This is a genomic window from Lysinibacillus sp. GJ-1 (assembly GCF_021166035.1).
Classification (GTDB): Bacteria; Bacillota; Bacilli; order Bacillales_A; family Planococcaceae; genus Lysinibacillus; species Lysinibacillus sphaericus.
In genome coordinates this window covers 3,255,614-3,280,872 of the sequence record NZ_CP088912.1, presented here as the reverse complement: position 1 = coordinate 3,280,872, position 25,259 = coordinate 3,255,614, and the positions used below count along the sequence as shown (strand labels likewise).

Genomic DNA, 25,259 nt, shown 5'->3' with positions numbered 1-25,259 from the left:
CTACTATGCTTGGGAGTAGAAAATGTTAGCGAGTTGTGATTGGCGATCATCGCTTTGCTGCTCCATACAATTGTATATTTATTCGCATTTGCTTCGCTTTTCATCCTTCTATTAGAATATATATTCCTATAGGCATATGAAATGAATTTTAGTAACAGTATAGGAAAGGTGCACGACGACCACCTAAATAAGGAAAAATAACAATTTATCCAGATTGTATCCTACCATTTAATTGACTAAACGTGCTTCATTAAGTCCGTTATATCAATAATTACGATATCTTTAACGAAAAAGTTGATTCACATCGGCTGGAACTGACCCCAATAGGTATAGACAAATAAAAAAAGCATCTTCGATTGAAATTCGGGTATAGATACTTAAATTTCAATTTGGAGGTGTTTTTCTATGGGAACAAGAGTGAGTTATCCCTATGAAGTAAAAATGAAAGCGATTAAGATGCGATTAGCGGGTGTACCTGTCAAACAGATTCTATTGGAATTAAATATACGCCATAAAACACAGGTCGAAACATGGGTGCGTTGGTATAGAAATGGTGAAGTCAATCGTTTGAAACAACCTGTAGGCAAACAATATATCTTTAATAAGGGTCCTGAACCGGACAATGAACAAACGAAATTAGCATTGGAAAACCGTTATTTAAAGCAACAAATTGAGGTGTAAAAAAAGTACGCAGAGTTGGAGAGGAAGTGGTTGGAGAAGTAGCTGTACAGCTAGTTGCGTCACTAAGAAGCATGATGTCTGTAAAGGACATTTGTAAACACTTTGGGATTGCACGATCTACCTACTATCGTTGGAAACAGGCATCTACCGATGCAAGGTCTCGTCAAGCAATAGAGAGACGTATCGGTGAACTCTGTCGTGCAAATAAATTTCGCTATGGCTACAGAAAAATTACAGCACTTTTACGTCAAGAAATGTGCGTCAATCATAAAGTGGTTCAACGTATCATGCAAAAATATGGTTGGCAATGTCGCGTGAAAGTGAAAAAACGGAAACGAACAGGACAACCTTATGCAATCGCAGCAAATTTATTAAATCGCGATTTTGAAGCCACCGCACCGTTACAGAAGCTCGTAACTGATATTACTTACTTGCCATTTGGTCAAAAACAGTTGTATCTTTCAAGTATTCAAGATTTATATAATGGTGAAATTATTGCCTATTCGATTGGAGACTGCCAAGATACTGATTTTGTGCTGGATACATTAGCTCAACTTCATCATTTGCCCGAAGGGTGTACGTTGCACAGTGACCAAGGGGCGGTATACACATCGTATGATTATCAACACGTAAAAGCAAAAGGCATTACCATGAGCATGTCCCGTAAAGGTACGCCCGCTGATAATGCCCCAATCGAATCGTTTCATTCTGTGTTAAAGTCTGAAACATTCTACTTAGACAATTTGAACAGTACTACGACGGCCATCGTAGAACAAACTGTCAAAGACTATATAAACTATTATAACAATAATCGAATTCAAACGAAACTAAACAACCAGTCGCCGGTTCAATACCGACAACTGGTTGGGTAATGCTTTTTTGTTTAGTGTCTTATATATCGGGGTCAGTACCGCTTACTATAACCTGTTTTTTCTTTAAAGGTGATATCCAGAAAAAAATTTTTAGAATTTTTTCCAATAAATGCTTTAAAGCATAAAAATTCTACAATATTACAATTAATTAGTGTTTTTTGTGATTCTTTGTAAAATTTTAGAAGAATATGTTATTATTAGATTGTATTTAAATAATAAATACAATACATAAATAAATAGGAGGTTTTTGTTATGGCATGTTCATGTCCTTTTTTAACTAGTTTTGTAAGTAACACAAGAGAGACGGCCTGTACTACATGGGGATGTAATGGTGATTCTCATCGCCAGAAAAAAGTAGAAAAAGATTACACTTGGTGTAAAGAGTGGGGTTTTAATGATGTGAAGAAATTAATAACGTGTAATGAAACTAAAATTGGTTGCTGCGGCTGATTAGAGAAAGTAAAGGTAAACTTTTTTGTTTACCTTTACTTTTTTAAAATTAAGAGTGACAAATAATTAATAATGTAAGGAGATTTACATTTTTAAGGAGCTAAAAAAACATGAACGATCATAGAAAATTTTTAAAAACTTTCTCGGCAAATAATATAGGGGGGTTTTTTCCAAGTGAATTAATACTTGATATAGAAGGGAATACAATTGACACTTCTGAAATTTCAAATAGTGCATGTGGTTATTTTGTATTTTTAGCAGGGACTAATTGTGATGCTTGCAACTTTTCTGTAATAGAGGAGTTTATTAATAAATATAAAAAATTCAATTATCTTATGTTATTACAGGGATCAAAAGAAAAAGTAAGTATAAATATGGATATTTATTCTTGTTCAATGAAACTAATAAGTAATCAATTAAACGATAATGGTTATATTCCATCAGTTCTAGTAATTAATCCTAAGGGGCAAATTATTGCAAATGGAATTTTTAATAGTCTCGATATTCTTGAGGCAATAGCTTTACTTTTACTATATGTATATAATGATAAAAAAGAAAAATAGAAGGAGAGATAAAAACTATGAAAAACATACTTTCTCATAAAACTGGTATAAATATAGGTGACGAATTACCTGATTTATATTTTTTAAATTTAGATGGCAATAAAGTTGATTTAATAAAAGATGAAAATTACATACTAGTTTTTGTCTCTAATTACTGTTTGTATTGTATTGATTTATTACCCGAAGTAGAAAAAATTAAGGATGTAAGTACAAAACATAAATTGATTATATTTTCTACAGGTGATAATGAAGATAATATTGAAATGAAAAAATATTTTAATTGGACATTCCCTATAATACATTTAAACGAAGATGAGATGGAGAAATATTTTAAAGTTGTAAAACAACCATTTTGTATAATAACAAATAAAAATAAAGTAAAGCAAAAAGGAGTAATTTATAATCAAAAAGACTTTGTTGCTATGTTTAACTTAGCATAACTATTAATACATAAATTAGGGAGATGTGACATTTGGAAGCACAATTAATCATTTGTAAGAAAGTAAATTTCAATAAAATTCATAGTATAGAGGACGTGTTAAATCATATTAATGTTTCAGTATTTCCGTGTATTGTGAATATTGAAGTGTTTATAAGATTAAGTGAAATTTCTTCAATAGAAACCACTGATTTGTCATTATTAGTAATAGATAATGAAAAAAACATTCTTAATAATTCTCCAACTTTTGCTGTTAGGAATTATCGTGATAGCGACCAAATTCCAGGTGTGGATTTAGATATGAAAGTCCAATTAGTATTATTAAAATCTGGCAATATAACATTTGAATTATATCTTAATCAAGAAAAAGTGGCAAAATATCCTTTAACAGTAAGAATCGTATAATACATATTCGGAGGAAACTAATGGACTTTATTATGTTTATTCCATCTATAATCATATCCTTTGTTTTGTTTTCGTCGGCTTTTTCTAAATTTTTTTCATACAATGATTTTATCATTGCTATTAAAACGTTCTATTCACCTAAATATATACCAGTAAAAATAATTTCCATAGTGGTAGTTAGCATGGAGTTAATATTAGCATTTTCTATTTCACTTAATTTTTTATCTGATTTAGCTTTTATCTTAAGTTCTTTGTTATTTCTTATTTTTACATTATTATTCATTAAATCAATAATAAAGAAACAAGAAATTGCATGTAATTGTTTTGGTGTTCAAAGAGGTTTAACAAATATAAAAATGGCGATATTAAGGAATTTAACATTAATTAGTATTAGTTTTGTTGGTTACTTTATTACAAGTTATGATAATTTTTCTTCTAGTTTAGTTGAAATAACATGTATTTTGATTACATCTGCTTTAGCTTTAATATCTATAAAATATTTAATATATTTCAATTAAATTAAAGGAATAGGTGAAAAAATTGATTTTATATTTTATATTAATTGTTTATATCTTTTTAATGATAATTTTCGTTTACATTACTATATTGAGTAAAAGGTTAAAGAATTTTATAGATAGTTTTTATTTACAAAAACTAATTGAAGAAAAAAATCTAGTAAATAAACAAAAAATTTGTTTATTTCTTTCTTTCAGTAATAAAGATAATTTAAAAATTATAGATGATATAACTGAAAAGTATGAAAAATATGAAATTTTTCTGTTTTATAAAGGACCTGAATGGCAAAAAAATAGTATTTCGAAAAAAATTAATTCAAATATTCAAATATTTTCGGATGAAGAGGGGTTTATTGGTAAATACTTTAATATAAATGAATATCCAAGTTGGATTATAGTTGATGAAACACTATTAATAAAACAAAAAGGCAAATATTTGATATGAAGAATGAAAAATTAAATACTTTTAAAAATCTAATTAAAATAATTAAATTTATTTATAAAACTACTCCCATTTTATTTATAATTAACATTATTTTTTATATTCTGTTAGCTTTTACTCCGCTACTAAATTTAGTTATTATGAAAGAGGTAGTAAATTTAGTTGTCGATATTATTCAAAATAAAGGATCTATATCCAAAGGTATTTTGTTGTTACTTGTTCAGACTCTAATATCTATATTAACTTGGTCTGCTGGATCAGTTCATAAATTAATTGAAATTAAAATGAAACAAAAAATTGATTTTTCTCTTCAAAAAATAATAATTCAAAAAGCAAATAGTTTGCCGCTTGTTTTTTTTGATGATCATGAATCCTATAATAAAGTTGAACGTGCTTCAGCTGCAGGAGACAGAGCTACAAGTATTCTAAATGCTATTTTAGAAATATTTAAAAATCTAATCACTCTGACAGGTTATCTTGTTATGCTTTACAGTTTACATTGGATATTACCGGTAAGTATAATATTACTAATTTTTATACCACTCTGGGTAAATATTAGAATTGGACAACAAAAATATAATCAGGCTTATGAACAAACACCTACACAAAGAAGAATAAGTTATTTATACAATCTCCTTATTGGTAAACATGCTGCAAAAGAATTGAGATTATCGAAACATGATAATTATTTGAGTTCTTTGTGGGAGAAATTAATATGGAAAAATAATACAGAGCAATTTAATTTAGAAAAAAGAGCGGTTAAATCTAATTTATGGGTATTTAGTGTTAAGGACATTTCTAATCTGATTTTTATAAGTAGTATATTATATATTTCTAGTAAAGGTCGATTAACTATGGGGGATTATTTTATATTTTCACAGGGTATTACATTTTCATTATCAATGATTAATGAAATTGCTCAAGGTATTTCTAGTATTTTTGAAGGGGCTATTTATATTAATGATTATTATTATTTTATTAATCAAGAGGAAGAAAAATTAAATGCTTATTTAATAAACCCCTTAATATTCAAGAAAGAGATAAAAGTGGAAAATTTGTCATTCCAATATCCACATAGTAATAGAAAAACTTTAGATAATATTTCATTTGAAATAAAATGTGGGGAAAAAATTGCAATTGTAGGTAAGAATGGGGCAGGAAAAAGTACTTTGATAAATTGTATCATAGGTCTTTATAAAACTACAGAAGGTAAAATTTTTTATGATGGTGTACATATTAATCAAATTAACCCTTTAAATTTAAGGAAGAAAATAAGTGCTATTTTTCAAGATTTTGTCCGATATCAATTATCTATTAGAAAAAATATTTGTATCAGTGATATTGAAAATATTGATAATGATGAGAAAATCAATAGAGTAGTTAAGGAAACGGATATTGATTCATTAATAGAAAAATTAATACACGGGTATGAAACTGAACTTGGAACTGCCTTCTCAGGTGGTCAAGAGTTATCTGGGGGGCAATGGCAAAAGATTGGTTTAACAAGAGCGTTATTTAAAGATTCTGAAATTATCATCTTAGATGAACCAACCGCTGCCTTAGATCCAATTGCAGAATCAGACATTTTGAGTAAATTTATTAAATCTACAAAAGATAAAACTTCGATATTCATTACTCATAGATTAGGAATTTGTAAAGAGGTAGATCGGATTATAGTTTTAGATAATGGGAGACTTATAGAACAAGGTAATCATAATGAGTTAATGACGCTAAAAGGTGAATACGCTAATATGTTTAAATCACAGAGTGATTGGTATCACTAAAATTGAATAATAATAATAAAGGCATGAGTACTACATTTTCAGCTACTCATGCCTAATTTAAATTGCTCAATTATGCTTTGTAGCTGTTGTACTTTTCATTTGATTCTTCTGCAACAGCGTTCACATGTTGGATTGTTCCGACTTGTTCATCAACGTACTCTACAACTATTCGTGAAATGCCGGGATAGAGGCAGCAACTCTGTTACGATCTAGATGTGTTTTCCTTAGGTGTGGCTGAGATTTCTTCAATTTGCTTAGTAAATGCTGTCACTGCTGTTGTGATGCGACGGTAGCTACTACAGCAAAGCCTACCTATATAGCTTCTAATATTCATGTAAATTACTTGACTTTTCAAAATCGATTGACATTTTTTTCTTTTTAGCATAGAATAAGGCTAACTTTTCGTTCGGTATATGGTAGAAGGTCTCGGGAGCGAGATCGACCTTAGAACAGATGAGCAGAGCATAGATGAGAATAGCTGAGAAATTGTTGAATAAGAGTAGTAGCATAAGTGTGCAATGTAGAGAGTCAGTGGTCGGTGTAAACTGATTTGTAGCTTATGTGAATGGACTTATGAGAGTTGCTATATAATAGCAAACGGATTCCCCACGTTATCGGGGGTGCTTCCATCATGACGGTTGTGTCTTACACAGCTGTTGATTAGGGCGCATGCCTGAAAATCCTTCGCCTGCAACCACAGCGATTGATTTAATTTACGATAAAATGGTTGAAGCACATAAGTGAGAGCTTTTTAGCTCTAATATGAGGTGGCAACGCGGTCATGATCGTCCTCTGTAATTAGGAATTTTCCTTTTTGCAGAGGGCTTTTTTGTTTTGTTTTGATGCTTTTCCCAACTCGTATATGCAAATTTATTTTAATAAAGGGGTTTTGTCGATATGCAAACAACCAGTTCAAGAACAAAGATGAAAACAATCAATGGGGATTCATTAACACCAATCTTAATTTTTAGACGCTTGCAAGGCACCCATAAATTTTTACTGGAGAGTTCAGCACAGCATGAAGGCGCAGGACGTTATTCTTTTATCGGCGCTAATCCACGAAAAACCTATAAAGGTGTGGGCGATGAGATAGAGGAATATTCCTATAAAACAGGAAAAACGTATACACATAAAGGTGATCTTTTTGTACTGTTGAAGCGCTTGATGCCACGTATTTCTAATACAACCGAATTTCCCTTTTCAGGTGGTGCCATTGGTTATATTGGTAGTAATGCAACGAACATCGTTTTAAATCATCAAGGAATGTTAGAACTACCAGATGTTCATTTCCATGTCTATGAAACCATTATTGTGTTTGACCATTTAACGGATGAGGTGACTTGCATTCATACGAACATCGATGCAGAAAAAAAAGAGCCAAATTTAGAGGAGCTAGCTCACCAGTTGTTAACGGGCAATGAAGGGGAGGATACTACATGGAGTTATGATGGACTAACAACGCTATCAAATCAAGAACTTGAATCCACTGTGACATCGTTAACTAAGACGTTAAGCGAAGAGCATACACGTGTTGTCCTGTCCAAACGCTTTATTGCCAATATACAAGGAGATGCATTGGCGCTCTATCGCCAATTACGTAAAAAAACGCCTGCGCCGTACATGTATTTTGTCACTTTCGATGATCATATTGTGCTGGGAACATCACCTGAAAGTTTAGTTCGAGTACAAGATGAACACGTCATTGCGACGCCAACGGAAGGCTCTTGCGCACGAGGTGCAACAAACGTAGAAGATTTAGATAATGAACGTCAGCTATATGAAAATGCTGAGGTAAGGAAATCACATGCAAGTCTTGTTTCAGTAGTACAACAAAAACTAGCCACTGTTTGTTTCCCTGATTCTATCAAGCTAGTTGAAACGATGAAAATTGAGCGGTCAAAGCAAGCCATGCATATGACATCACGTCTGGAGGGGCAGCGCTTACCGATGCTTCATGCAGTAGATGTATTGGCTGCTATGATGCCAACATTCGCATCTATTAATATCGCAAACGAGCAAACAGTAGAAAAAACAGCTCAAACAGCAGGTGTTTTTGGTGGAGCTATTGGATTTATAGGGTTTAATGGGCATTTAGATTTTTCATTAACAGGCAAATCCATTGTAGTGGAAAACGAAAAGATGCATACACAATCCACTGTTATGGTAACTAAATATTCAAATGTCGGCAGTGTATTGACACATGTAACAGCAGAACAACAGTTGTTTTTACAACATTTAGAATATGAAGGTGGGGCTAAATGATGGACAGTATACAACAAAAGGTACAGCAACGACAGCATTTAATGTATGAAGAAATGATTGAAGCAGCTCAATGGATGTTCCAACAGGAGACGCCAAAAGATGCTATCGCCCAATTTTTAATAGCCTTATCTGCAAAGGGTGAAACGGCACATGAAGTTGCAGCATTAGCAACAGTAATGCGTTCGTTTGCGCTCCAAGTGCCAGCAGAAGCTGGGGTTTATATGGATAACTGTGGTACAGGCGGAGACGGCTTAAATACATTTAATATTAGTACTGCATCAGCCTTTGTCTTGGCAGGAGCAGGCGTTAAAATGGCGAAGCACGGGAATCGCAAAATTTCTTCTGCATCAGGTAGTGCAGATGTGTTAGAGGCTTTAGGTATTCATACGAATATATCGATTGAACAAACACTGACACTTTTAGAAACAGAAGGAATTGCCTTTTTATATGCTCCAAATGTCCATCCGAAATTAAAACGTATTGGGGAAGTACGACGTGCCTTAGGAAAGCCTACTATTTTTAATCTTGTCAGTACACTGACAAATCCCGTCCCTTTAGCCACACAATTTACGGGCATTAATCGTCCCAACTTTGTAATGGAATATGCCTCTGTTTTACAAATGCTTGGACGGGAGCGGGCGATTGTCGTTTCTGGTCCGAAAGGGTTAGATGAAGCATCACTTGCCGGTCAAAATACAGCCATCTTAGTAGATAAAGGTGACTTAATTCCATTTGCCTTAACAGCAGAAGATGTCGGGCTACACTATGCACCCCTAGAAGCGATACGCGGTGGCAATGCTGATGAAAATGCAACTATTATGCGTAAATTACTCGCTGGTGAACAAAGTGCCTATTTCGATACGGTATTGTTAAATGCCGCAATAGGTCTGTTCAGCCAAGGAACAGCACAAACCGTTCAAGAAGGTGTTGAAATGGCAAAAGATAGCATTTTCAGCAGTAGTGCATTGCAGAAATTAGAGGCAGTTGTTGCCTTTAGTGAAAAAATAAAAGAAGTGGAGATTGGGCTATGAATATATTAACAAAAATAATTGAACAGAAGAAAATAGAAGTAGACGCATTGCTTACACAGCCAGATCCATTAGCCAATTGCAACGAGATAAAACGTAACGCTCTTTTTGCAACGTTAAAGTCTGCTGATACGTTACAAGTTATCGCCGAAATGAAACGCGCATCTCCATCCAAAGGTCTTATTGCAGAGGGCGCTAATCCAGTAAAACAGGCAAAAATTTATGCACAAGCTGGTGCAGCCGCCATTTCGGTTTTAACAGATAAAATGTTTTTTCAAGGCTCGTTTGAAGATTTAGCAGCCGTTGCGAAGGCGGTTCAAACGCCACTTCTGTGTAAAGACTTTATGATTGACCGTGTGCAAATTCGCTTTGCGAAGGCTGCTGGAGCATCAATCATTTTACTTATCGTTGCAGCACTTGACGATGTAATGTTACAAGATTTATATCACTTCGCCACAAGTTTAGGTCTTGAAGTATTAGTCGAAGTGCACGATATTGAAGAGCTTGAACGAGCACTCGCTGTTGGGGCAAAGCTAATTGGGGTCAATAACCGAGATTTGCGTACATTTGAAGTGGATTTAGAGCGAACAAGAGAAATTGCAAAAGTCTTTCCATTTGGGGAGCAACGTATGCTTATTAGCGAGAGCGGAATTTGGCATAGTGATGATGCCAAAAAGGTTGCAGCGATGGGAGCAAGTGCTGTTCTTGTAGGAGAGTCATTAATGCGCAGTGGCGATGCAGGTGTAGCACTTCAACAATTACAAGTAAATAAAGCAGGTGCATCACTATGACGAAAGTGAAAATTTGTGGTTTGAAAGAAGTCCAGCATGTGCAAGCCGCAGTGCAGGCAGGTGCAGATGCCATCGGTTTTGTCTTTGCGCCAAGCAAACGTCAAGTAACCATTGAACAAGCGCAACAATTGGCCAAACATGTACCCGATGGAATAAAGAAAATTGGTGTCTTTGTCAATCCAACGCCTGAAGAATTACGTTCGGCAGTATTAACTGTGCCATTGGATTATGTCCAGTATCATGGGGAGGAATCTCCAGCGTTTATTATCCAACAAGGCTATCCATCCATTAAGGCTTTGTCTGTGCATTGCGCTGAAGATGTGCAGGCAGCTACTAACTACGATGTGGATTATTACTTATTTGATGCACCTGGCACAGATTATAAAGGTGGTAGTGGACATACATTTGATTGGACATTACTTGAAGCTGCTGGTATTCCACAACATAAACTAATTTTAGCTGGTGGTTTAAAATTAGACAATATTCAAGAGGCACTGTCACTCGTATCACCTTTTATGGTAGATGTTTCAAGTGGTGTGGAAACAGAGGGTAGTAAGGATACAGCAAAAATAACAGCATTTCTACAAGCAGTAAAGAGGGGGAGAGTATAATGCATTCATTGGCAAATAGCGTACCAACAAAGGAAGGTCGCTACGGAAAATTTGGTGGGCAGTATGTCCCGGAAACTTTAATGACAGCATTAATTGAATTAGAAGCAGCATTTGATGAAGCGATGGCAGATCAGGCATTTACAAACGAGTTAGCATATTACTTAAAGGAATATGTAGGACGTGAGACACCACTGTACTTTGCTGAAAATTTAACGAATGAGCTTGGTGGTGCCAAAATTTATTTAAAACGTGAAGATTTAAACCATACAGGCGCACATAAGATTAATAATGCGATTGGCCAAGCACTTCTTGCTAAGCGTATGGGAAAAAAGAAAATCGTCGCGGAAACAGGTGCAGGGCAACATGGTGTAGCGACAGCGACTGCTTGTGCTTTATTGAATTTGGAATGTGTCGTATTTATGGGTGCAGAAGATATTAAACGACAGCAATTAAATGTTTTCCGTATGGAGTTACTGGGCACAAAGGTAGAGTCTGTAGAGACAGGATCAAAAACATTAAAAGATGCTGTCAATGCTGCACTACGTTACTGGGTGACGAATGTTGAAGATACACATTATATTTTAGGTTCAGCTCTAGGTCCACATCCATTCCCAAAAATTGTACGTGATTTCCAACGGATCATTGGTGTGGAGACAAGAACGCAAATATTGGAAAAAGAAGGGCGTTTACCCGATGCAGTAGTCGCATGTATAGGCGGTGGTAGCAATGCAATAGGCATGTTCCATCCATTTGTAGATGATGAAGCGGTCGCATTATATGGTGTAGAAGCAGCTGGCAGTGGTATTGACACTGGAAAGCATGCAGCAGCTATTGCTGGTGGGCAGTTAGGCGTTCTACACGGAGCGTATATGTATTTACTGCAAGATGACAATGGTTTTGTGCAGGAGGCTCATTCCATTTCGGCTGGTCTTGATTATCCTGGTAAGGGGCCTGAACATTGTTATTTGCATGATATTGGTCGAGCAAAGTTTGATTCGATCACAGATACTGAGGCGCTTGAAGGTTTACAATTACTAAGTCGGACGGAAGGAATATTACCTGCATTAGAAAGTGCTCACGCCATTGCCTATACTGCGAAGATTGCACAAGAAATGGATGCAGATGATATTATTGTTGTTTGTTTATCGGGTCGCGGGGATAAGGATGTCCATACGGTACGTGCAGTACTTGGAGGTGAGCAATCATGACCAATTTACAACAGGCAATTGAACAAGTAAAAAATGCAGGGAATAAAGCTTTTGTGCCCTATATTATGGCGGGGGATGGAGGACTTAGTACAGTAAAGCCCACAATCTTGTCGCTACAAAAAATGGGGGTAACAGCTATTGAGATCGGAATTCCTTTTACCGATCCTGTTGCAGACGGTCCTACTATTGAGCAGGCTGGTGAGCGCGCATTAGCAGAAGGTGTAACATTGCGTAATGTTTTAGAGACACTTGCATCATTCCGTCAAGAAATTACTGTGCCATTAGTCGTGATGACCTATTTTAACCCTGTTTTAGCTTATGGCTTAGAGCAATTTGCTAGTGCTTGTGTGGCAGGGGGTGTCAAAGGATTAATCGTCCCTGACGTACCACTTGAAGAAAGTGCCATACTGCGTCAAACGTTAAATCCTCATGGTGTGGATATTGTGCAGCTTGTATCATTAACAAGTCCACCAGAGCGAATTGCTCGTATTGCAGCGGCTAGTCAAGGCTTTGTCTATGCTGTAACGGTGAACGGCATTACGGGAGCACGTGCAAGTTTTGCGGATGATTTAGAAGGTCATTTTCAACGTCTGCGAGAGATGTGTCACATACCGGTATTAGCTGGCTTTGGTATTTCAACACCACAACAAGTTGTGAGCATGGGGGCACTTGGGGACGGTGTCATTGTAGGTAGTACAATAGTAGAGGCCTTGCATAAAGGCAACGTTGCGAAGGTCGAAGCATTAGTCGCTGCCTCAAAAGGAACGATTGAGACGTCAACGCCTTTATAGCAAATTGTGCGAGAATTGTTTGCGTGCCTGGCACCGAGTCTACTCTTTTTAGAGTAGGCTTTTTATTATGGATGCAAAAAACGTTATCTTAGAACATTGATGCAATTTGGATAAACTAGTAAGCTAGTGAATAGTGCGTATTGGCGCGATTTTCGGTATAATAGCCTTCGTGAGGAAGTGAGAAAATGATTTTATCGAAAAAAAGATGGCAGGTCGAGCGTCCAGACGCACAACTTGTCCAAACATTACAAAATGACTTACAACTTTCTGCTATTGCGGCAAAAATTTTAGCAGCACGAGGCTGTACAACATCAGCTGATGCAGAAAGCTTATTAAATATGACAGAAGCAAATATTCACGACCCATTTTTAATGCATGGTATGGCAGAAGCGGTAGCGCGCATTCAACAAGCGCTTGAAAATAACGAGAAAATATTAGTGTACGGAGACTATGACGCGGATGGTGTAACAAGTACGACGGTAATGCTCCATGTCTTACTAGACCTTGGCGCAGATGTGTCCTTTAAAATACCGAATCGCTTTTTACATGGCTATGGTCCGAGTGAAGCATTATTTCGTGAAGCTCATGAAGAGGGCGTTCAATTAATACTAACGGTTGATAACGGTATCTCTGGGATTGAGCCAATCCGAGTGGCCAAAGAACTTGGAATGGATGTCATCGTGACAGATCACCATGAGCCAGGGGAGGAGTTACCGCAAGCAGATATCATTTTACATCCGCGTGTACCTGAAGGACATTATCCATTTGGTGAGTTAGCAGGTGTTGGCGTGGCGTTTAAATTAGCACATGCCCTTTATGGTGAGCTGCCAACCCATTTATTTGAATTTGTAGCAATTGGTACGGTTGCAGATTTAGTTCCGTTAGTGGATGAAAATCGTTATCTTGTAAAGCGTGGCATTGAGGAAATGCGTCGTTCACTTAGTCCATGGATTCAAGCGTTATGTGAGGTGGCAAGTGCGGAACAAGCTACAATTAATGAGGAAACAATCGGCTTTTACTTTGGGCCGCGCTTAAATGCAGTTGGGCGTCTAGGTGAAGCATCGCCAGCTGTTGAGTTGCTCATGGCAGAGGATACAGCAAAGGCGACAGCATTAGCCAAACAACTAAATGGATGTAATGCAGAACGTAAAGATATTGTGAAAAGTATTACCGATGAAGCGATTGCCTTCATTGAAGCAGATAAGAAAATTGGTGATTCTCTTGTGTTAGTTGTTGCAGGGGAAGGCTGGAATGCTGGTGTTGTAGGGATTGTCGCATCTAGACTTGTTGAACTTTATTATCGTCCAACAATTGTACTGTCACTAGATTTTGAGAAAGGGACAGCAAAGGGGTCAGCCCGTAGTATTGAAGGGTTCCATTTATACAATGAATTGGCGAAAAATAGAGATATTTTACCGCATTTTGGCGGGCATCCGATGGCAGCGGGGATGACATTGCCATTAGAGCACGTTGATGAACTGCGCGCACGCTTGGATGCGCAAGCAAGAGCTTGTTTAACCGAAGAGCAATTAACGCCAGTTCTTTCTATTGATATACCACTTAAAATTGATGAGATTTCCGCAGATGCTATTGAAGAAATTGCCATGCTCGGTCCATTTGGCACTGATTTTCCAAAGCCAGTATATGTACTTGAGGATGTGGAAATCGCATCGATGCGAAAAATTGGTGCTGCAGAAAATCACATTAAAATGGAATTAACTGACGGTCTTGAAAAATTGGATAGTGTAGGATTTAACAAAGGTCATTTATACCATGAGCTGACTTACGGTATTAAAGTGTCGTTTACTGGCGATCTTCAAATTAATGAATGGCAAGGACGTAAAAAGCCTCAGTTTATGATTGAAGATGTTCAAACGACAGAGTGGCAATTATTCGATATTCGTGGCATACGCCAAACATCTCGATGGTTACACACGGTACCAAAAGAGGAAGCGGTCTTTTTGGCGTTTCGTCCTGAGACAATCAGCTATTATCATTCATTGCTTGGTGTGTCAATTCAGTTAGTAGATGCTGAGCTGTCCAATGTAGAGCAAACAGATTATATTGTGTTGCTAGATTTACCGCACAATGTTCAATTATTAGAAAATGTGTTAAGCAAAACAGCACCTACACGTATTTATGCCCATTTCTATATGCCAGATTCCCAGTACTTTAATGGCATACCTACACGTGAGCAGTTTGCGTGGTACTATAAATTTTTAAAGCAACGTCCTGCATTCCCACTAGACATGCATTTACCGGATTTAGCCAAACATACTGGTTGGTCATTAGAAGCATTAAAATTTATGACACAGGTGTTTTTTGAGCTTAATTTTGTTAGAATGGAGAGTGGACTGACGACTGTCAACGTGAATGCGCCAAAAACGGCATTAACTGAGGCACCGTCTTACAAACAACGTTCTGAACAGATTGAAATAGAGCAAAAACTTGTCTATGCGCCATATATAGAGTTAAAGCAATGGTTTGATGAACGATTAAATTTATATGCGAATACAGTTTCGTAGGAGGAGCAAGAACTATGGATTTAAAGCAATACGTGACAACAGTCGAGAACTGGCCAAAAGAAGGCATCAGCTTCAAGGATATTACAACAATTATGGATAACGGTCCAGCTTACAAATATGCAACAGATCAAATCGTAGCTTATGCTAAGGAAGTAGGCGCAGAAATTATTGTAGGTCCTGAAGCACGTGGTTTCATTATCGGTTGCCCAGTTGCCTATGCGCTTGAAATTGGCTTTGCGCCAGTTCGTAAACCAGGAAAATTGCCACGTGAAGTCATTAGTGCAGATTACGGTTTAGAGTATGGTAAAGATACTTTAACAATGCATAAAGATGCCATCAAACCAGGTCAGAAAGTACTTATCTGTGATGATTTACTAGCTACTGGTGGTACAGTCGAGGCAACAGTACGCTTAATTCAACAATTAGGTGGAGAAGTTGTTGGCTGTGCATTCCTAATCGAGCTAAAAGAACTAAATGGCCGTGCAAAACTTGGCGATTTAAGTGTAAAAACTTTAATTCAATATTAATAACCAAAAAGGCTGTCCCAAAGTGGGCAGCCTTTTTTGGTGTCAGGCACGCAAACAATTTGAACACAATTCGAGTCTACCTTTTTTCGTAGGATTTCACTACTTTTTGTATTTTTTGGAGCGTGTCATAAAAATTTATATATTGTTCGAATCCAATATCATGGATGATTTTTTCCTGTAAGTTTTTCCAAATAGGTGTTGCTTCATTTAGTTTTTCCAGGCCTGTAGTAGTTAGGGAGATAATTTTTGTTCGGCCATCTTGTGAATCTTGGGTAATAGCCACATAGCCATTTTTTTTCAAAAGATTGACATTGCGGGTTATTGTCGTCTGGTCAAGTGAAAGAATAATGCCTAGTTGACTAACTGAAACGGCCTAATGCTTTGCTATATTGGCTAACAGAGCGTATTGCGTAACTTTTAAATTAGTAGGTTCAAGAATTTTATCGTATAACTGCGTTACAACTCTAGTCTTCTTTCTAAGATTTGTACATACGCAAATTTGAGTATAGTCAATGTCTGTGTATACTTTCTCCATCAAATAAGCTCTCCTTTTATGTTTTTTAATTGTTTATATTATAGCACTTAATTGGAAAATATTTCTTGACATAAAAAATAACAAGTTATTATTATATATGTATATACATGTATTTTTATTTTATATGAAAATATCCTTAAAGTGTTACATTATCTGAGAATGTAGGTGGCTTTATGAAACGTATTCATTACAGCTGGTTTGTTTTAGCGATTACTTTTTTCTCCATTATTGTAGCGGGTATTACTTTATCTTCATCCGGTGTTTTTATTGGTCCGTTTGAACAGGAGTTTGGCTGGGATCGTTCAATCATTGCAATGGCTTTTGCCATCAGCCTTTTTTTATATGGCATTTCATTTATGGCAGCACTACTTGAAGTGATTGGATTAAAGAAAATGATGTTAGCTGCGATGATAATATTAGTCATAGGGATCTCGCTCACATTGTTGATGCAACAAGCATGGCAATTAATGATAATTTGGGGCTTTATTATTGGTTTAGGAGCTAGTCTCTTTTTAACAGTATTAAGTCCTTTTGTGGCGAATCATTGGTTTGAGAAAAGAAGAGGGCTTGCATTAGGAATACTAACAGCTAGTACTGCAACAGGCCAATTAGTACTGCTACCAATTTTAGCGATGATGATTGAAAATTACTCATGGCGTTGGGCAATTGCATTAATCATTGTGTTAAGTTCGATCATGTTAATGATTATTGCATTGTTTATGAAAAATAAACCGATGGATGTGGGGCTTCTTGCATATGGTCTTGACGAAGAACGATTGGTAGATGTAGTAGAAAATAAGAAAAATCCAATCGTTATTGCCTTTAATGGTTTATTTGAGGCTGTGAAAGTGAAAGCATTTTGGCTTTTGGCTGGTAGTTTCTTTATTTGTGGATTATCGACTAGTGGCTTAATAGGTACACATTTTGTATCGTATTGTATTAGTTTCGGTATTCCGTTAGTAACAGCAGCATCTTTTCTATCCTTCATGGGAATTTTTAATCTAGTAGGAACAACATTATCAGGCTGGTTATCGGATCGCTTCGATAATCGTTGGTTACTATTTTGGTATTATCTTTTACGGGGGGCTTCCTTAGTTTTACTGCCGTATGCATTAGTGCAAGGCTCTTTACCATTGCTCATCATGTTTACTGTCTTTTATGGACTAGATTGGATTGCAACTGTACCGCCAACTGTTAGTATCTCAAGGCAAATTTTTGGTACCCAAAAAAGCGGAGTTATTTATGGCTGGATATTCGCTTCCCATCAGGCAGGCGCAGCAGTAGCAGCATATGGGGGAGGTCTTATCTATAAACTTTTCAATTCTTATACTTGGGCATTTTTCTTGGCTGGCGTTTTTTGTGTTTTCGCTGGTTTGTTTGTCATCATTGTAAAAAAACAAGTACCGAATGTCATGCATAATGCTGATACAGCATAATAGTATAAACAATATGGAACGGACAAATAGTACGCTAGAAAATTAATCTAGTGTGCTATTTTTTATTGGAAATATGTGCATTTCATTTAAAGGGATAATATAGAAATGGGGAGCGTTAAACAAATCGTATGAAATGTTTTGACTTCGCTCAAACAAAAGTTTATAATACAAACAAATATAATAAAAGGTGATGCTATGAATGAAAGAGAACAAGCGGTACTGGCTTTAATTCGCAAAAATCCGTTTATGTCTCAGCAAGAGATGGCAGATAAGATGAATCTGTCCCGTCCAGTACTTGCGAACTTAGTGTCGAGCTTAACGAAGCAAGGGAAAATTGTTGGCCGTGCTTATATTTTACCTGAGGAAAATGAAATTATTTGTATCGGTGGCGCCAATCTCGATCGCAAATTTCATGTAAAAGGGACTGTTCAATTAGGCACTTCGAATCCTGCTAGTTCCTCATTCAGTGTAGGTGGAGTTGGACGCAATATTGCGGAAAATTTAGGCCTACTTAATCATCAGGTGACGTTATTAACGACAGCAGGGAAAGATGCGGATTGGCAAGTAATCCAAGAAGCATCAGAATCATTTATGAATTTGCGCTATGTCGAGCAGTTACCAGATGCTTCAACTGGTTCTTATACGGCGATTATGGACGAGCAAGGTGAGCTTGCATTAGCTGTGGCAAATATGGAAGTTTATGATTTATTGTTGCCGAGTTTGTTAAAGAAATACGAGGCAATGCTTATGAATGCTGGCTGCTTTATTATGGATTTAAATTGCCCGAAAGAAACGGTAGTGTATATCCAACAAGTCGCGATTGCGCGCGCTATTCCATTTGTTATCGTTCCTGTATCTTCTCCCAAAATGAATCGATTACCGGATACATTGCAAGGTGTGACGTGGTTTATATGTAATACGGACGAAGCAGAGACGATTGTAGGTCATACAATCAATACCGAGGCAAACTATGACAAAGCGATTCAAAAGCTTCTACAATTAGGAGCAGAGCATGTCATTATTACGGCAGGTAGCAAAGGAGTCTATGCTGCCTCTACCACTAGTCCACCACGTCATTTTACTGCGAAAGCAATAAAGAAAATTGAAGATGTAACGGGCGCGGGTGACGCTTTTGTAAGTGCTGTCATTCATAGTTGGTTAAGGGGGCAATCGTTTGAAGTTTGCATAGACGCAGGCTTAACGAATGCCAAAAATACACTGGCATCCCCATATACAGTAAGACCTGAACTATCAGAAGAATTGTTGAAAAGTGAAATGGAGGAATAACATCATGAAAGAATTCATCGTATTATCAGAAGAAGTAAAAGCTGGACAAGCACAAGGACTACCAATTGTTGCATTAGAGTCAACAATCATTTCACATGGTATGCCATATCCTCAAAACGTACAAACGGCACGTGAAGTAGAGCAAATTATTCGTGATAACGGTGCGGTGCCTGCAACAATCGCGCTGATTGATGGGAAAATTAAAATCGGTTTATCTGACGAAGAACTTGAAATGTTTGGGAATGCACAAGGTGTTGCAAAAACTTCTCGTCGCGATTTAGGCTATTTATTGGCTACGAAAAAATTAGGTGCGACAACAGTTGCTGCAACAATGATTTGCGCTGAGCTTGCAGGTATTGACATTTTCGTTACAGGTGGTATCGGAGGCGTACACCGTGGTGCTGAAACAACAATGGATATTTCAGCAGACTTAGAAGAATTAGCACAAACAAATGTAGCTGTTATTTGTGCAGGTGCGAAATCTATTTTAGATATCGGTTTAACATTAGAATATCTTGAAACAAAAGGTGTACCAGTAGTCGGATATGGCACGTCTGAGCTTCCAGCATTCTACACTCGCCAAAGCGGATTTGATGTCAACTTTAAACTAGATACACCAGAAGAAGTTGCAGCAATGTTGCGTGCTAAGTGGGATTTAGGCTTACAAGGTGGCGCAGTTATTGCAAACCCTATCCCTGAAGCGGATGCACTAGAGCATGAATTTATCACAAGCATTATTGAAAAGGCTTTACAAGAAGCTGAAGAAAATGGTATCCAAGGTAAAAACGTAACACCATTCTTACTTGGTAAAGTAAAAGAGTTAACAGCAGGTAAGAGCCTTGATGCCAATATCGCATTAGTGAAAAACAATGCAGTAGTTGGTGCGAAAATTGCAGTGGCTTACAACAAAGCAAACTAACAAGAAAATGAAAGACTCTTTGCGAAGCAAATCAGCCTAGCAAAGGGTCTTTTTATTTATAATAATGAATATTTTTTCCATTTATAAAACTTGTTCACGATATTATCTAAACTATATGACACAGTCCCTTTACAATCGCCCTCTATTTTTTATACAATTAAGTTTATATCTAATCTGAAAAATTTGACGAGCAAGGTGGACATGTTATGGCGAAAGAGCAAATTTTGACTCCTGAGGACGTTTTTGAGTTAGTCAAATCCTACATGAATGAGGAAAATGTCGCATTCGTGAAAAAAGCATATGAATTGGCAAGAGATGCGCATATTGAGCAATTCCGTAGCTCTGGTGAACCGTATATTATTCACCCAGTGCAAGTTGCCGGTATTTTAGCTGAATTACAAATGGATCCAGAAACTGTGGCAGCAGGCTTTTTACACGATGTTGTCGAAGATACGGAATTTACACGTGATGACCTAGTCCGTGAATTTGGCGAGGAAGTAGCAATGCTCGTTGATGGTGTGACGAAGCTGGGGAAAATAAAATATTTATCGAAAGAAGCACAGCAGGCGGAAAATCACCGTAAAATGTTTGTCGCTATGGCACAGGATATTCGTGTTATCTTAATTAAGCTTGCGGATCGTTTGCACAATATGCGTACCTTAAAGCATTTACCTGCTGAAAAACAACGCCGTATTTCAAAAGAAACGCTTGAAATTTTTGCTCCCCTTGCACATCGTCTAGGAATTTCGACAGTAAAATGGGAGCTGGAGGATACTGCACTACGTTATTTAAATCCACAGCAATATTACCGTATTGTCAGTCTAATGAAGAAGAAGCGAGATGAACGTGAGGCTTATTTAGACAATGTTATGGGAGAAATGAAATCCCAACTTTCTGAAGTGGAAATCGATGCGGATATTTATGGTCGTCCGAAACATATATACAGCATCTATCGTAAAATGGTGCTTCAAAAAAAGCAATTTAACGAAATTTATGATTTGTTAGCCATTCGCGTTTTAGTTGATAGCATAAAAGATTGCTATGCAGTGTTAGGTATTGTGCATACATTATGGAAGCCGATGCCTGGGCGTTTTAAAGATTATATTGCAATGCCAAAGCAAAACTTATATCAATCGTTGCATACAACGGTCATTGGTCCATACGGTGATCCACTAGAAGTACAAATCCGTACAAAAGAAATGCATAAAATTGCCGAATACGGGATCGCAGCTCACTGGGCTTATAAAGAAGGTAAAAAGATTGATATTGAAAAACAAAATGTCGATCAAAAATTAACTTGGTTTAGAGAAATATTAGAATTCCAAAACGAGTCTTCAAATGCCGAGGAGTTCATGGAATCTTTAAAATTCGATTTATTCTCTGATATGGTGTACGTGTTTACACCAGAAGGGGATGTAATAGAATTGCCAGCTGGTTCTGTACCTATCGATTTCGCATACCGTGTGCATTCAGAAGTCGGTAATCGTACAATCGGTGCAAAAATTAATGGCAAGATGGTGCCGCTCGATACACCATTAAAAACGGGTGATATTATTGAAATATTAACATCAAAACAATCTTTCGGCCCGAGTCGTGACTGGCTAAAAATTGCTCAATCATCCCAAGCAAAAAACAAAATTAAGCAATTTTTCAAGCGTCATCTTCGTGAAGAAAATATCATCAAAGGCAAAGAGATGATTGAAAAAGAAATACGCGCGCAAGATTTCGACATGAAAGAAACAATGTCAGCGGAAAACTTAAAACGTGTCTGCGATAAATTTAATTACACGAATGAAGAAGATTTATATGCCGCAGTTGGTGTAAATGGTATTACAGCGCAACAAGTTGTTAATCGTTTAGCCGAAAAACGTCGTAAAGAGCGTGAACAAGAAGAAGCACTTGAAAAAATTGAGCAAAAAATGAAAAATCCAATTCCGCAAAAGCGCACAGAGTCTGGCGTTATTGTAAAAGGAATTGACAATATGCTCATTCGATTGTCTCGTTGCTGTACACCAGTGCCGGGTGATGACATTGTCGGTTTTATTACAAAAGGACGAGGTGTTTCCGTACACCGTGCAGATTGTCCAAACATCCAAATTGAGGATGAGCAGGAACGTATTATCGAAGTTGAATGGGAGAATGGGCTTACACCTGAGAAAAAAGAGTATCCTGTCGATATTGAGGTATCTGCCTTTGATAGACCTGGTATTTTAAATGAAATTATGCAAATCGTCAGCGAGACGAAAACGAACATTTTAGCTGTGAGCGGCCGTGCTGATCGTGATAAAATCGCCACTATTCACCTAACGATTTCAATTTCAAATATTTCTCATTTGCATAAGGTTGTTGAACGTATAAAACAAACACCTGATATATATTCTGTGCAGCGTGTAATTAACTAAAGGCTGAGAAAAGAATAGTGTAGATTTTTTATAGATTGAGGGGTTTAACATTATGAAAGTAGTTTTACAGCGGAGTAAGGCTGCATCTGTTACGGTACAAGGAGAAGTAACAGGTGCTATTGATAGCGGCTATGTGCTTCTTGTAGGCATTACACATGACGATACAACCGAAGACGTGGCCTATCTAGCAAAAAAAGTCGCTAATCTACGCTTGTGGGAAGATAGTGAAGGGAAAATGAATCACTCTATTTTGGAGCATGGAGGGGCAATCCTATCAGTGTCTCAATTTACATTGTATGGAGATACGAAAAAGGGTAATCGTCCAAGCTTTACAAGTGCGGCAAGACCAGAAATAGCGGCCTCTTTGTGGGAGGCATTTAATGATGCATTACGAGGCTATGGTCTACAGGTGGAGACAGGAATTTTTGGTGCTATGATGGATGTGGCATTGACAAATGATGGACCTGTTACAATTCTACTTGAGTCAAAATAGAGGTACATTGTCTAGCATTCCTTCATATACTAAAAAGAATGGCTAAATGTGGGAAGGAAGTGTAATTTCGATGACGCAAATAGGAAGGATGTCGAATCCTTATTTATATGAAACACTGAAACTGATGATTGGCCAAATGATCGTTGTTCAAACGAAGAAGAATATTCAGCAAGGTAAGTTGACCTCCATATTACCAGACCATATCGTTATCGAAATTAATCGCACACCCTTCTTTATTCGCATGGAGGAAATTGTATGGGTCACATTAGCGATAACATAAGTAAATCACATATAAAAACCTTCATTTTCTTTAATTAGAAAATGAAGGTTTTTTTTACTCGTTTGCATCAAAATAATCTAAAATGCCTTGATAAATGCCAAGTGAGGCTTGTTCTCGGAATTTAGCTGTTGTAATAACTCTTTCTTCATTGGCATTACTTAAAAAACCGAGTTCGATCAGCACTGCTTTTTGTCGATTTTCACGTAGTACTAAATAATTTCCTTGTTGTGTACCACGATCTTTTAAGTTGATTTTGCTAGCTAGCCCATTGTGTATGGCTTCAGCAAGCCCTTTTTGATTGTTGTTTAAATAATAGGAGGTAAAGCCAGAAATTGAGCTATTGTCAGTCGCATCATAGTGAATACTGATAAAAGCGTCTGCATCATGCTGGTGAGCAATAGACACACGTTTGCGAAGTGCAACATATTCATCTGATTCACGTGTCATGACAACATTTGCACCTGCTGCACTTAACTTGGAAGCAAGCAGGGATGCCGTTTTCAAAGTAATGTCTTTTTCATCAGTACCGCGCTGTCCAGTCGTCCCATGGTCATTACCACCATGCCCGGGGTCTACAACAATTGTTAGTCCATTTAAAGTCCCGTTTTTTCGAGGCTCAGACTTTGTTTTGTTAGTTGTTTTTGTCGCTGCATTATTTTGTGAAGTGGTCACAACCCAATTGGCAACGAAAGCGGTTTTATCGCCTAATTGAATTTCATAAAAATCATCTTTAGCACCTACAATGGGAAAAGTTTCACCTGCATCTACACGTTGCACAACTTCCGCAGTGGTTGTCGCATCTGTGCGTAAGTTGGTGCCATTATAAATAATTGTGACAGATTCAAGCGTTGATGAAGAAGATGATGTTGTTGTTTTCGAAGTCGTTTTTACCGCATTTGAAAATGTTCCATAGAAACTATAAACCCAACCGGCTTTTTTATTACTATACTGAATTTGCACCCAATTGTGCTCTTGAGCAAGCACCTTAAAAGATTGTCCTTTGGAAACAGTCCCTAAAATTTTGGATGTTAAATCAGCTTTTTTTCGGACATTTAACGTATCGACTAAAATCGTAAAAGTAGTCCCTTTTGATTCGGTTGTTGTAGACACTTCAACTACTGGTTCAGTTGTTGTTTTTTCCGTTTTTTCATTAATCGTCACATAGTCTGAAGATACCCAACCAATTAGTCCATTCCAATTAATCTTCGCCCATTCACCATGTTCTGTTATTAATGTGGCTTGATTACCTGTTGACAGTTGTCCAAGAACAGGGGACGCAATATCTGGTTCCGTACGAATGTTTAGACGATCAACTTGGGAAATAACAGTTTTATCTATTGTTTGTTGCTCATTTATGGATGCTGTTAGCCATGAAGCTACCCATCCTTCGTAATCGCCTGTTTTTACTTGAATCCAGTCTCCCTCGCGACCGATAGATGTTAATGAATCGCCTTCTTCTAATGTGGTAATAATGGGGTAAGAGAGCCCAGGTCCTTCGCGTAAATGAAGTATGGTTCCAGTTACTTTTAAATCACTTGTATCGGCAAGCGCTAGTTCTTTGTCGCTGATATGTGGTATCATAAATGCTAATAATAAGACAAAGATAATGGTTTTATGTATAAGTTTTGTCGTCATCGAACCCCTCCTTTTCTTGTGCTATTTTACCATGTTTTTATGCTAAAATTCGAGGGAAAAAGGTAACAGAAATCGTTTTTTTAACAACTGTATGATGAAAAACAAGAAAACAGTTGACATTACCTTATGTTGTGACTAACATAAAGGGTAATCAAAAAATGATTAACCGCTTATGACCAAGCAAGTAGCGTATACCTCTATTGGAAAAGAGAGGGAAAGACTTAGGCTGCAATCTTTCCTACAAAAATGTATAAGGCGAATAACACTTGAGAGGCTTTTTTCTGAAAAGGAATACTTAGTAGGAAAAAACGGAATCGGCCGTTACCCGATTATGAGGAGGACGCAATATACGTTATGCGTCAACTAGGGTGGAACCGC

The 25,259-nt window shown here is 37.0% G+C and carries 23 protein-coding genes and 2 other annotated features (1 of these 25 cut by a window edge); of the genes, 22 read left to right on the top strand and 1 reads right to left on the bottom strand.

The annotated features are described in order from the left end of the window. Window positions 1-405 precede the first annotated feature (405 nt). From LO754_RS16290 to LO754_RS16185, 22 genes are all read left to right on the top strand, one after another. Window positions 406-1,553, top strand: a protein-coding gene (locus tag LO754_RS16290; RefSeq protein WP_231784806.1) for an IS3 family transposase whose coding sequence is annotated in 2 segments (ribosomal slippage) — window positions 406-679 and window positions 679-1,553 — 1,149 coding nt in all. Because the reading frame shifts where the segments join, the coding sequence is not laid out codon by codon here. A 252-nt stretch (window positions 1,554-1,805) separates the two neighbouring features. Then, on the top strand, window positions 1,806-2,003 hold the full coding sequence (locus LO754_RS16285) for a hypothetical protein (RefSeq protein WP_231784805.1): 198 nt from the start codon (window positions 1,806-1,808) through the stop codon (window positions 2,001-2,003). Window positions 2,004-2,113: 110 nt separating this feature from the next. Beyond that, window positions 2,114-2,566, top strand: coding sequence for a hypothetical protein (locus LO754_RS16280; RefSeq protein ID WP_231784804.1), 453 nt, complete (start codon window positions 2,114-2,116; stop codon window positions 2,564-2,566). Between the two features lie 17 nt (window positions 2,567-2,583). Further along, on the top strand, window positions 2,584-3,006 hold the full coding sequence (locus LO754_RS16275) for a redoxin domain-containing protein (RefSeq protein ID WP_231784803.1): 423 nt from the start codon (window positions 2,584-2,586) through the stop codon (window positions 3,004-3,006). Between the two features lie 32 nt (window positions 3,007-3,038). Beyond that, window positions 3,039-3,410 carry a hypothetical protein gene (locus LO754_RS16270; protein WP_231784802.1) on the top strand — a complete coding sequence of 124 codons (372 nt, stop codon included), beginning with the start codon at window positions 3,039-3,041 and terminating at the stop codon, window positions 3,408-3,410. Window positions 3,411-3,430: 20 nt separating this feature from the next. Beyond that, window positions 3,431-3,928 (top strand): MauE/DoxX family redox-associated membrane protein, encoded by a 498-nt coding sequence (locus tag LO754_RS16265; RefSeq protein ID WP_435892039.1) that lies wholly within the window; start codon window positions 3,431-3,433, stop codon window positions 3,926-3,928. A gap of 13 nt (window positions 3,929-3,941) precedes the next feature. After that, window positions 3,942-4,370 carry a hypothetical protein gene (locus LO754_RS16260; RefSeq protein ID WP_231784801.1) on the top strand — a complete coding sequence of 143 codons (429 nt, stop codon included), beginning with the start codon at window positions 3,942-3,944 and terminating at the stop codon, window positions 4,368-4,370. Beyond that, window positions 4,367-6,151 carry an ABC transporter ATP-binding protein gene (locus LO754_RS16255; protein WP_231784800.1) on the top strand — a complete coding sequence of 595 codons (1,785 nt, stop codon included), beginning with the start codon at window positions 4,367-4,369 and terminating at the stop codon, window positions 6,149-6,151. Before LO754_RS16260 ends, LO754_RS16255 begins: the two co-directional genes overlap by 4 nt. 480 nt (window positions 6,152-6,631) lie before the next feature. Beyond that, window positions 6,632-6,947, top strand: a binding site (T-box leader). A 101-nt stretch (window positions 6,948-7,048) separates the two neighbouring features. Further along, window positions 7,049-8,413, top strand: a complete 1,365-nt coding sequence (locus tag LO754_RS16250; protein ID WP_231784799.1) for a chorismate-binding protein — start codon at window positions 7,049-7,051, stop codon at window positions 8,411-8,413. Then, window positions 8,413-9,444: an anthranilate phosphoribosyltransferase gene (trpD, locus tag LO754_RS16245; protein WP_231786344.1), complete on the top strand. Its 1,032-nt coding sequence runs from the start codon at window positions 8,413-8,415 to the stop codon at window positions 9,442-9,444. Before LO754_RS16250 ends, trpD begins: the two co-directional genes overlap by 1 nt. Further along, complete coding sequence (gene trpC, locus LO754_RS16240; protein ID WP_231784798.1) at window positions 9,441-10,232, top strand: indole-3-glycerol phosphate synthase TrpC; 792 nt, start codon at window positions 9,441-9,443, stop codon at window positions 10,230-10,232. Before trpD ends, trpC begins: the two co-directional genes overlap by 4 nt. Beyond that, window positions 10,229-10,843 (top strand): phosphoribosylanthranilate isomerase, encoded by a 615-nt coding sequence (locus LO754_RS16235; RefSeq protein ID WP_025220105.1) that lies wholly within the window; start codon window positions 10,229-10,231, stop codon window positions 10,841-10,843. The genes trpC and LO754_RS16235 overlap by 4 nt, the downstream gene beginning before the upstream one ends. Beyond that, complete coding sequence (trpB, locus tag LO754_RS16230; protein ID WP_025220104.1) at window positions 10,843-12,051, top strand: tryptophan synthase subunit beta; 1,209 nt, start codon at window positions 10,843-10,845, stop codon at window positions 12,049-12,051. Before LO754_RS16235 ends, trpB begins: the two co-directional genes overlap by 1 nt. Next, complete coding sequence (gene trpA / locus LO754_RS16225; RefSeq protein ID WP_108029847.1) at window positions 12,048-12,842, top strand: tryptophan synthase subunit alpha; 795 nt, start codon at window positions 12,048-12,050, stop codon at window positions 12,840-12,842. The genes trpB and trpA overlap by 4 nt, the downstream gene beginning before the upstream one ends. Window positions 12,843-13,027: 185 nt before the next feature. Beyond that, entirely contained in the window at window positions 13,028-15,367 is a 2,340-nt protein-coding gene (gene recJ, locus LO754_RS16220) for a single-stranded-DNA-specific exonuclease RecJ (RefSeq protein WP_231784797.1), read from the top strand. A 14-nt stretch (window positions 15,368-15,381) separates the two neighbouring features. Continuing rightward, window positions 15,382-15,894: an adenine phosphoribosyltransferase gene (locus LO754_RS16215; protein ID WP_024363155.1), complete on the top strand. Its 513-nt coding sequence runs from the start codon at window positions 15,382-15,384 to the stop codon at window positions 15,892-15,894. A gap of 708 nt (window positions 15,895-16,602) precedes the next feature. Next, window positions 16,603-17,865 (top strand): MFS transporter, encoded by a 1,263-nt coding sequence (locus LO754_RS16210; protein WP_231784796.1) that lies wholly within the window; start codon window positions 16,603-16,605, stop codon window positions 17,863-17,865. 195 nt (window positions 17,866-18,060) lie between these two features. After that, the gene (locus LO754_RS16205; RefSeq protein WP_231784795.1) at window positions 18,061-19,152 is read left to right on the top strand and encodes a carbohydrate kinase; all 1,092 of its coding nucleotides are present in this window, start codon (window positions 18,061-18,063) and stop codon (window positions 19,150-19,152) included. Between the two features lie 4 nt (window positions 19,153-19,156). Next, window positions 19,157-20,071, top strand: coding sequence for a pseudouridine-5'-phosphate glycosidase (locus tag LO754_RS16200; protein ID WP_231784794.1), 915 nt, complete (start codon window positions 19,157-19,159; stop codon window positions 20,069-20,071). Between the two features lie 206 nt (window positions 20,072-20,277). After that, complete coding sequence (locus LO754_RS16195) at window positions 20,278-22,473, top strand: RelA/SpoT family protein (protein ID WP_024363150.1); 2,196 nt, start codon at window positions 20,278-20,280, stop codon at window positions 22,471-22,473. Between the two features lie 52 nt (window positions 22,474-22,525). Further along, window positions 22,526-22,966 carry a D-aminoacyl-tRNA deacylase gene (gene dtd, locus LO754_RS16190; protein WP_231784793.1) on the top strand — a complete coding sequence of 147 codons (441 nt, stop codon included), beginning with the start codon at window positions 22,526-22,528 and terminating at the stop codon, window positions 22,964-22,966. Window positions 22,967-23,036: 70 nt separating this feature from the next. Continuing rightward, window positions 23,037-23,246 (top strand): DUF2642 domain-containing protein, encoded by a 210-nt coding sequence (locus LO754_RS16185; RefSeq protein WP_108029843.1) that lies wholly within the window; start codon window positions 23,037-23,039, stop codon window positions 23,244-23,246. 54 nt (window positions 23,247-23,300) lie between these two features. Here the strand turns inward: LO754_RS16185 and LO754_RS16180 are convergent, their stop codons facing one another. Further along, complete coding sequence (locus LO754_RS16180; RefSeq protein WP_025220096.1) at window positions 23,301-24,881, bottom strand: N-acetylmuramoyl-L-alanine amidase family protein; 1,581 nt, start codon at window positions 24,879-24,881, stop codon at window positions 23,301-23,303. A 163-nt stretch (window positions 24,882-25,044) separates the two neighbouring features. Next, window positions 25,045-25,259, top strand: a binding site (T-box leader) (it continues 28 nt past the right edge of the window).

Excerpts from the sequence above, each read along its gene's own strand:
- LO754_RS16285 (WP_231784805.1), top strand. The coding sequence starts at position 1,806 with ATGGCATGTTCATGTCCTTTTTTAACTAGTTTTGTAAGTAACACAAGA.
- LO754_RS16280 (WP_231784804.1), top strand. The coding sequence starts at position 2,114 with ATGAACGATCATAGAAAATTTTTAAAAACTTTCTCGGCAAATAATATA.
- LO754_RS16275 (WP_231784803.1), top strand. The coding sequence starts at position 2,584 with ATGAAAAACATACTTTCTCATAAAACTGGTATAAATATAGGTGACGAA.
- LO754_RS16265 (WP_435892039.1), top strand. The coding sequence starts at position 3,431 with ATGGACTTTATTATGTTTATTCCATCTATAATCATATCCTTTGTTTTG.
- LO754_RS16255 (WP_231784800.1), top strand. The coding sequence starts at position 4,367 with ATGAAGAATGAAAAATTAAATACTTTTAAAAATCTAATTAAAATAATT.
- LO754_RS16250 (WP_231784799.1), top strand. The coding sequence starts at position 7,049 with ATGCAAACAACCAGTTCAAGAACAAAGATGAAAACAATCAATGGGGAT.
- trpD (WP_231786344.1), top strand. The coding sequence starts at position 8,413 with ATGGACAGTATACAACAAAAGGTACAGCAACGACAGCATTTAATGTAT.
- trpC (WP_231784798.1), top strand. The coding sequence starts at position 9,441 with ATGAATATATTAACAAAAATAATTGAACAGAAGAAAATAGAAGTAGAC.
- LO754_RS16235 (WP_025220105.1), top strand. The coding sequence starts at position 10,229 with ATGACGAAAGTGAAAATTTGTGGTTTGAAAGAAGTCCAGCATGTGCAA.
- trpB (WP_025220104.1), top strand. The coding sequence starts at position 10,843 with ATGCATTCATTGGCAAATAGCGTACCAACAAAGGAAGGTCGCTACGGA.
- trpA (WP_108029847.1), top strand. The coding sequence starts at position 12,048 with ATGACCAATTTACAACAGGCAATTGAACAAGTAAAAAATGCAGGGAAT.
- recJ (WP_231784797.1), top strand. The coding sequence starts at position 13,028 with ATGATTTTATCGAAAAAAAGATGGCAGGTCGAGCGTCCAGACGCACAA.
- LO754_RS16215 (WP_024363155.1), top strand. The coding sequence starts at position 15,382 with ATGGATTTAAAGCAATACGTGACAACAGTCGAGAACTGGCCAAAAGAA.
- LO754_RS16210 (WP_231784796.1), top strand. The coding sequence starts at position 16,603 with ATGAAACGTATTCATTACAGCTGGTTTGTTTTAGCGATTACTTTTTTC.
- LO754_RS16205 (WP_231784795.1), top strand. The coding sequence starts at position 18,061 with ATGAATGAAAGAGAACAAGCGGTACTGGCTTTAATTCGCAAAAATCCG.
- LO754_RS16200 (WP_231784794.1), top strand. The coding sequence starts at position 19,157 with ATGAAAGAATTCATCGTATTATCAGAAGAAGTAAAAGCTGGACAAGCA.
- LO754_RS16195 (WP_024363150.1), top strand. The coding sequence starts at position 20,278 with ATGGCGAAAGAGCAAATTTTGACTCCTGAGGACGTTTTTGAGTTAGTC.
- dtd (WP_231784793.1), top strand. The coding sequence starts at position 22,526 with ATGAAAGTAGTTTTACAGCGGAGTAAGGCTGCATCTGTTACGGTACAA.
- LO754_RS16185 (WP_108029843.1), top strand. The coding sequence starts at position 23,037 with ATGACGCAAATAGGAAGGATGTCGAATCCTTATTTATATGAAACACTG.
- LO754_RS16180 (WP_025220096.1), bottom strand. The coding sequence starts at position 24,881 with ATGACGACAAAACTTATACATAAAACCATTATCTTTGTCTTATTATTA.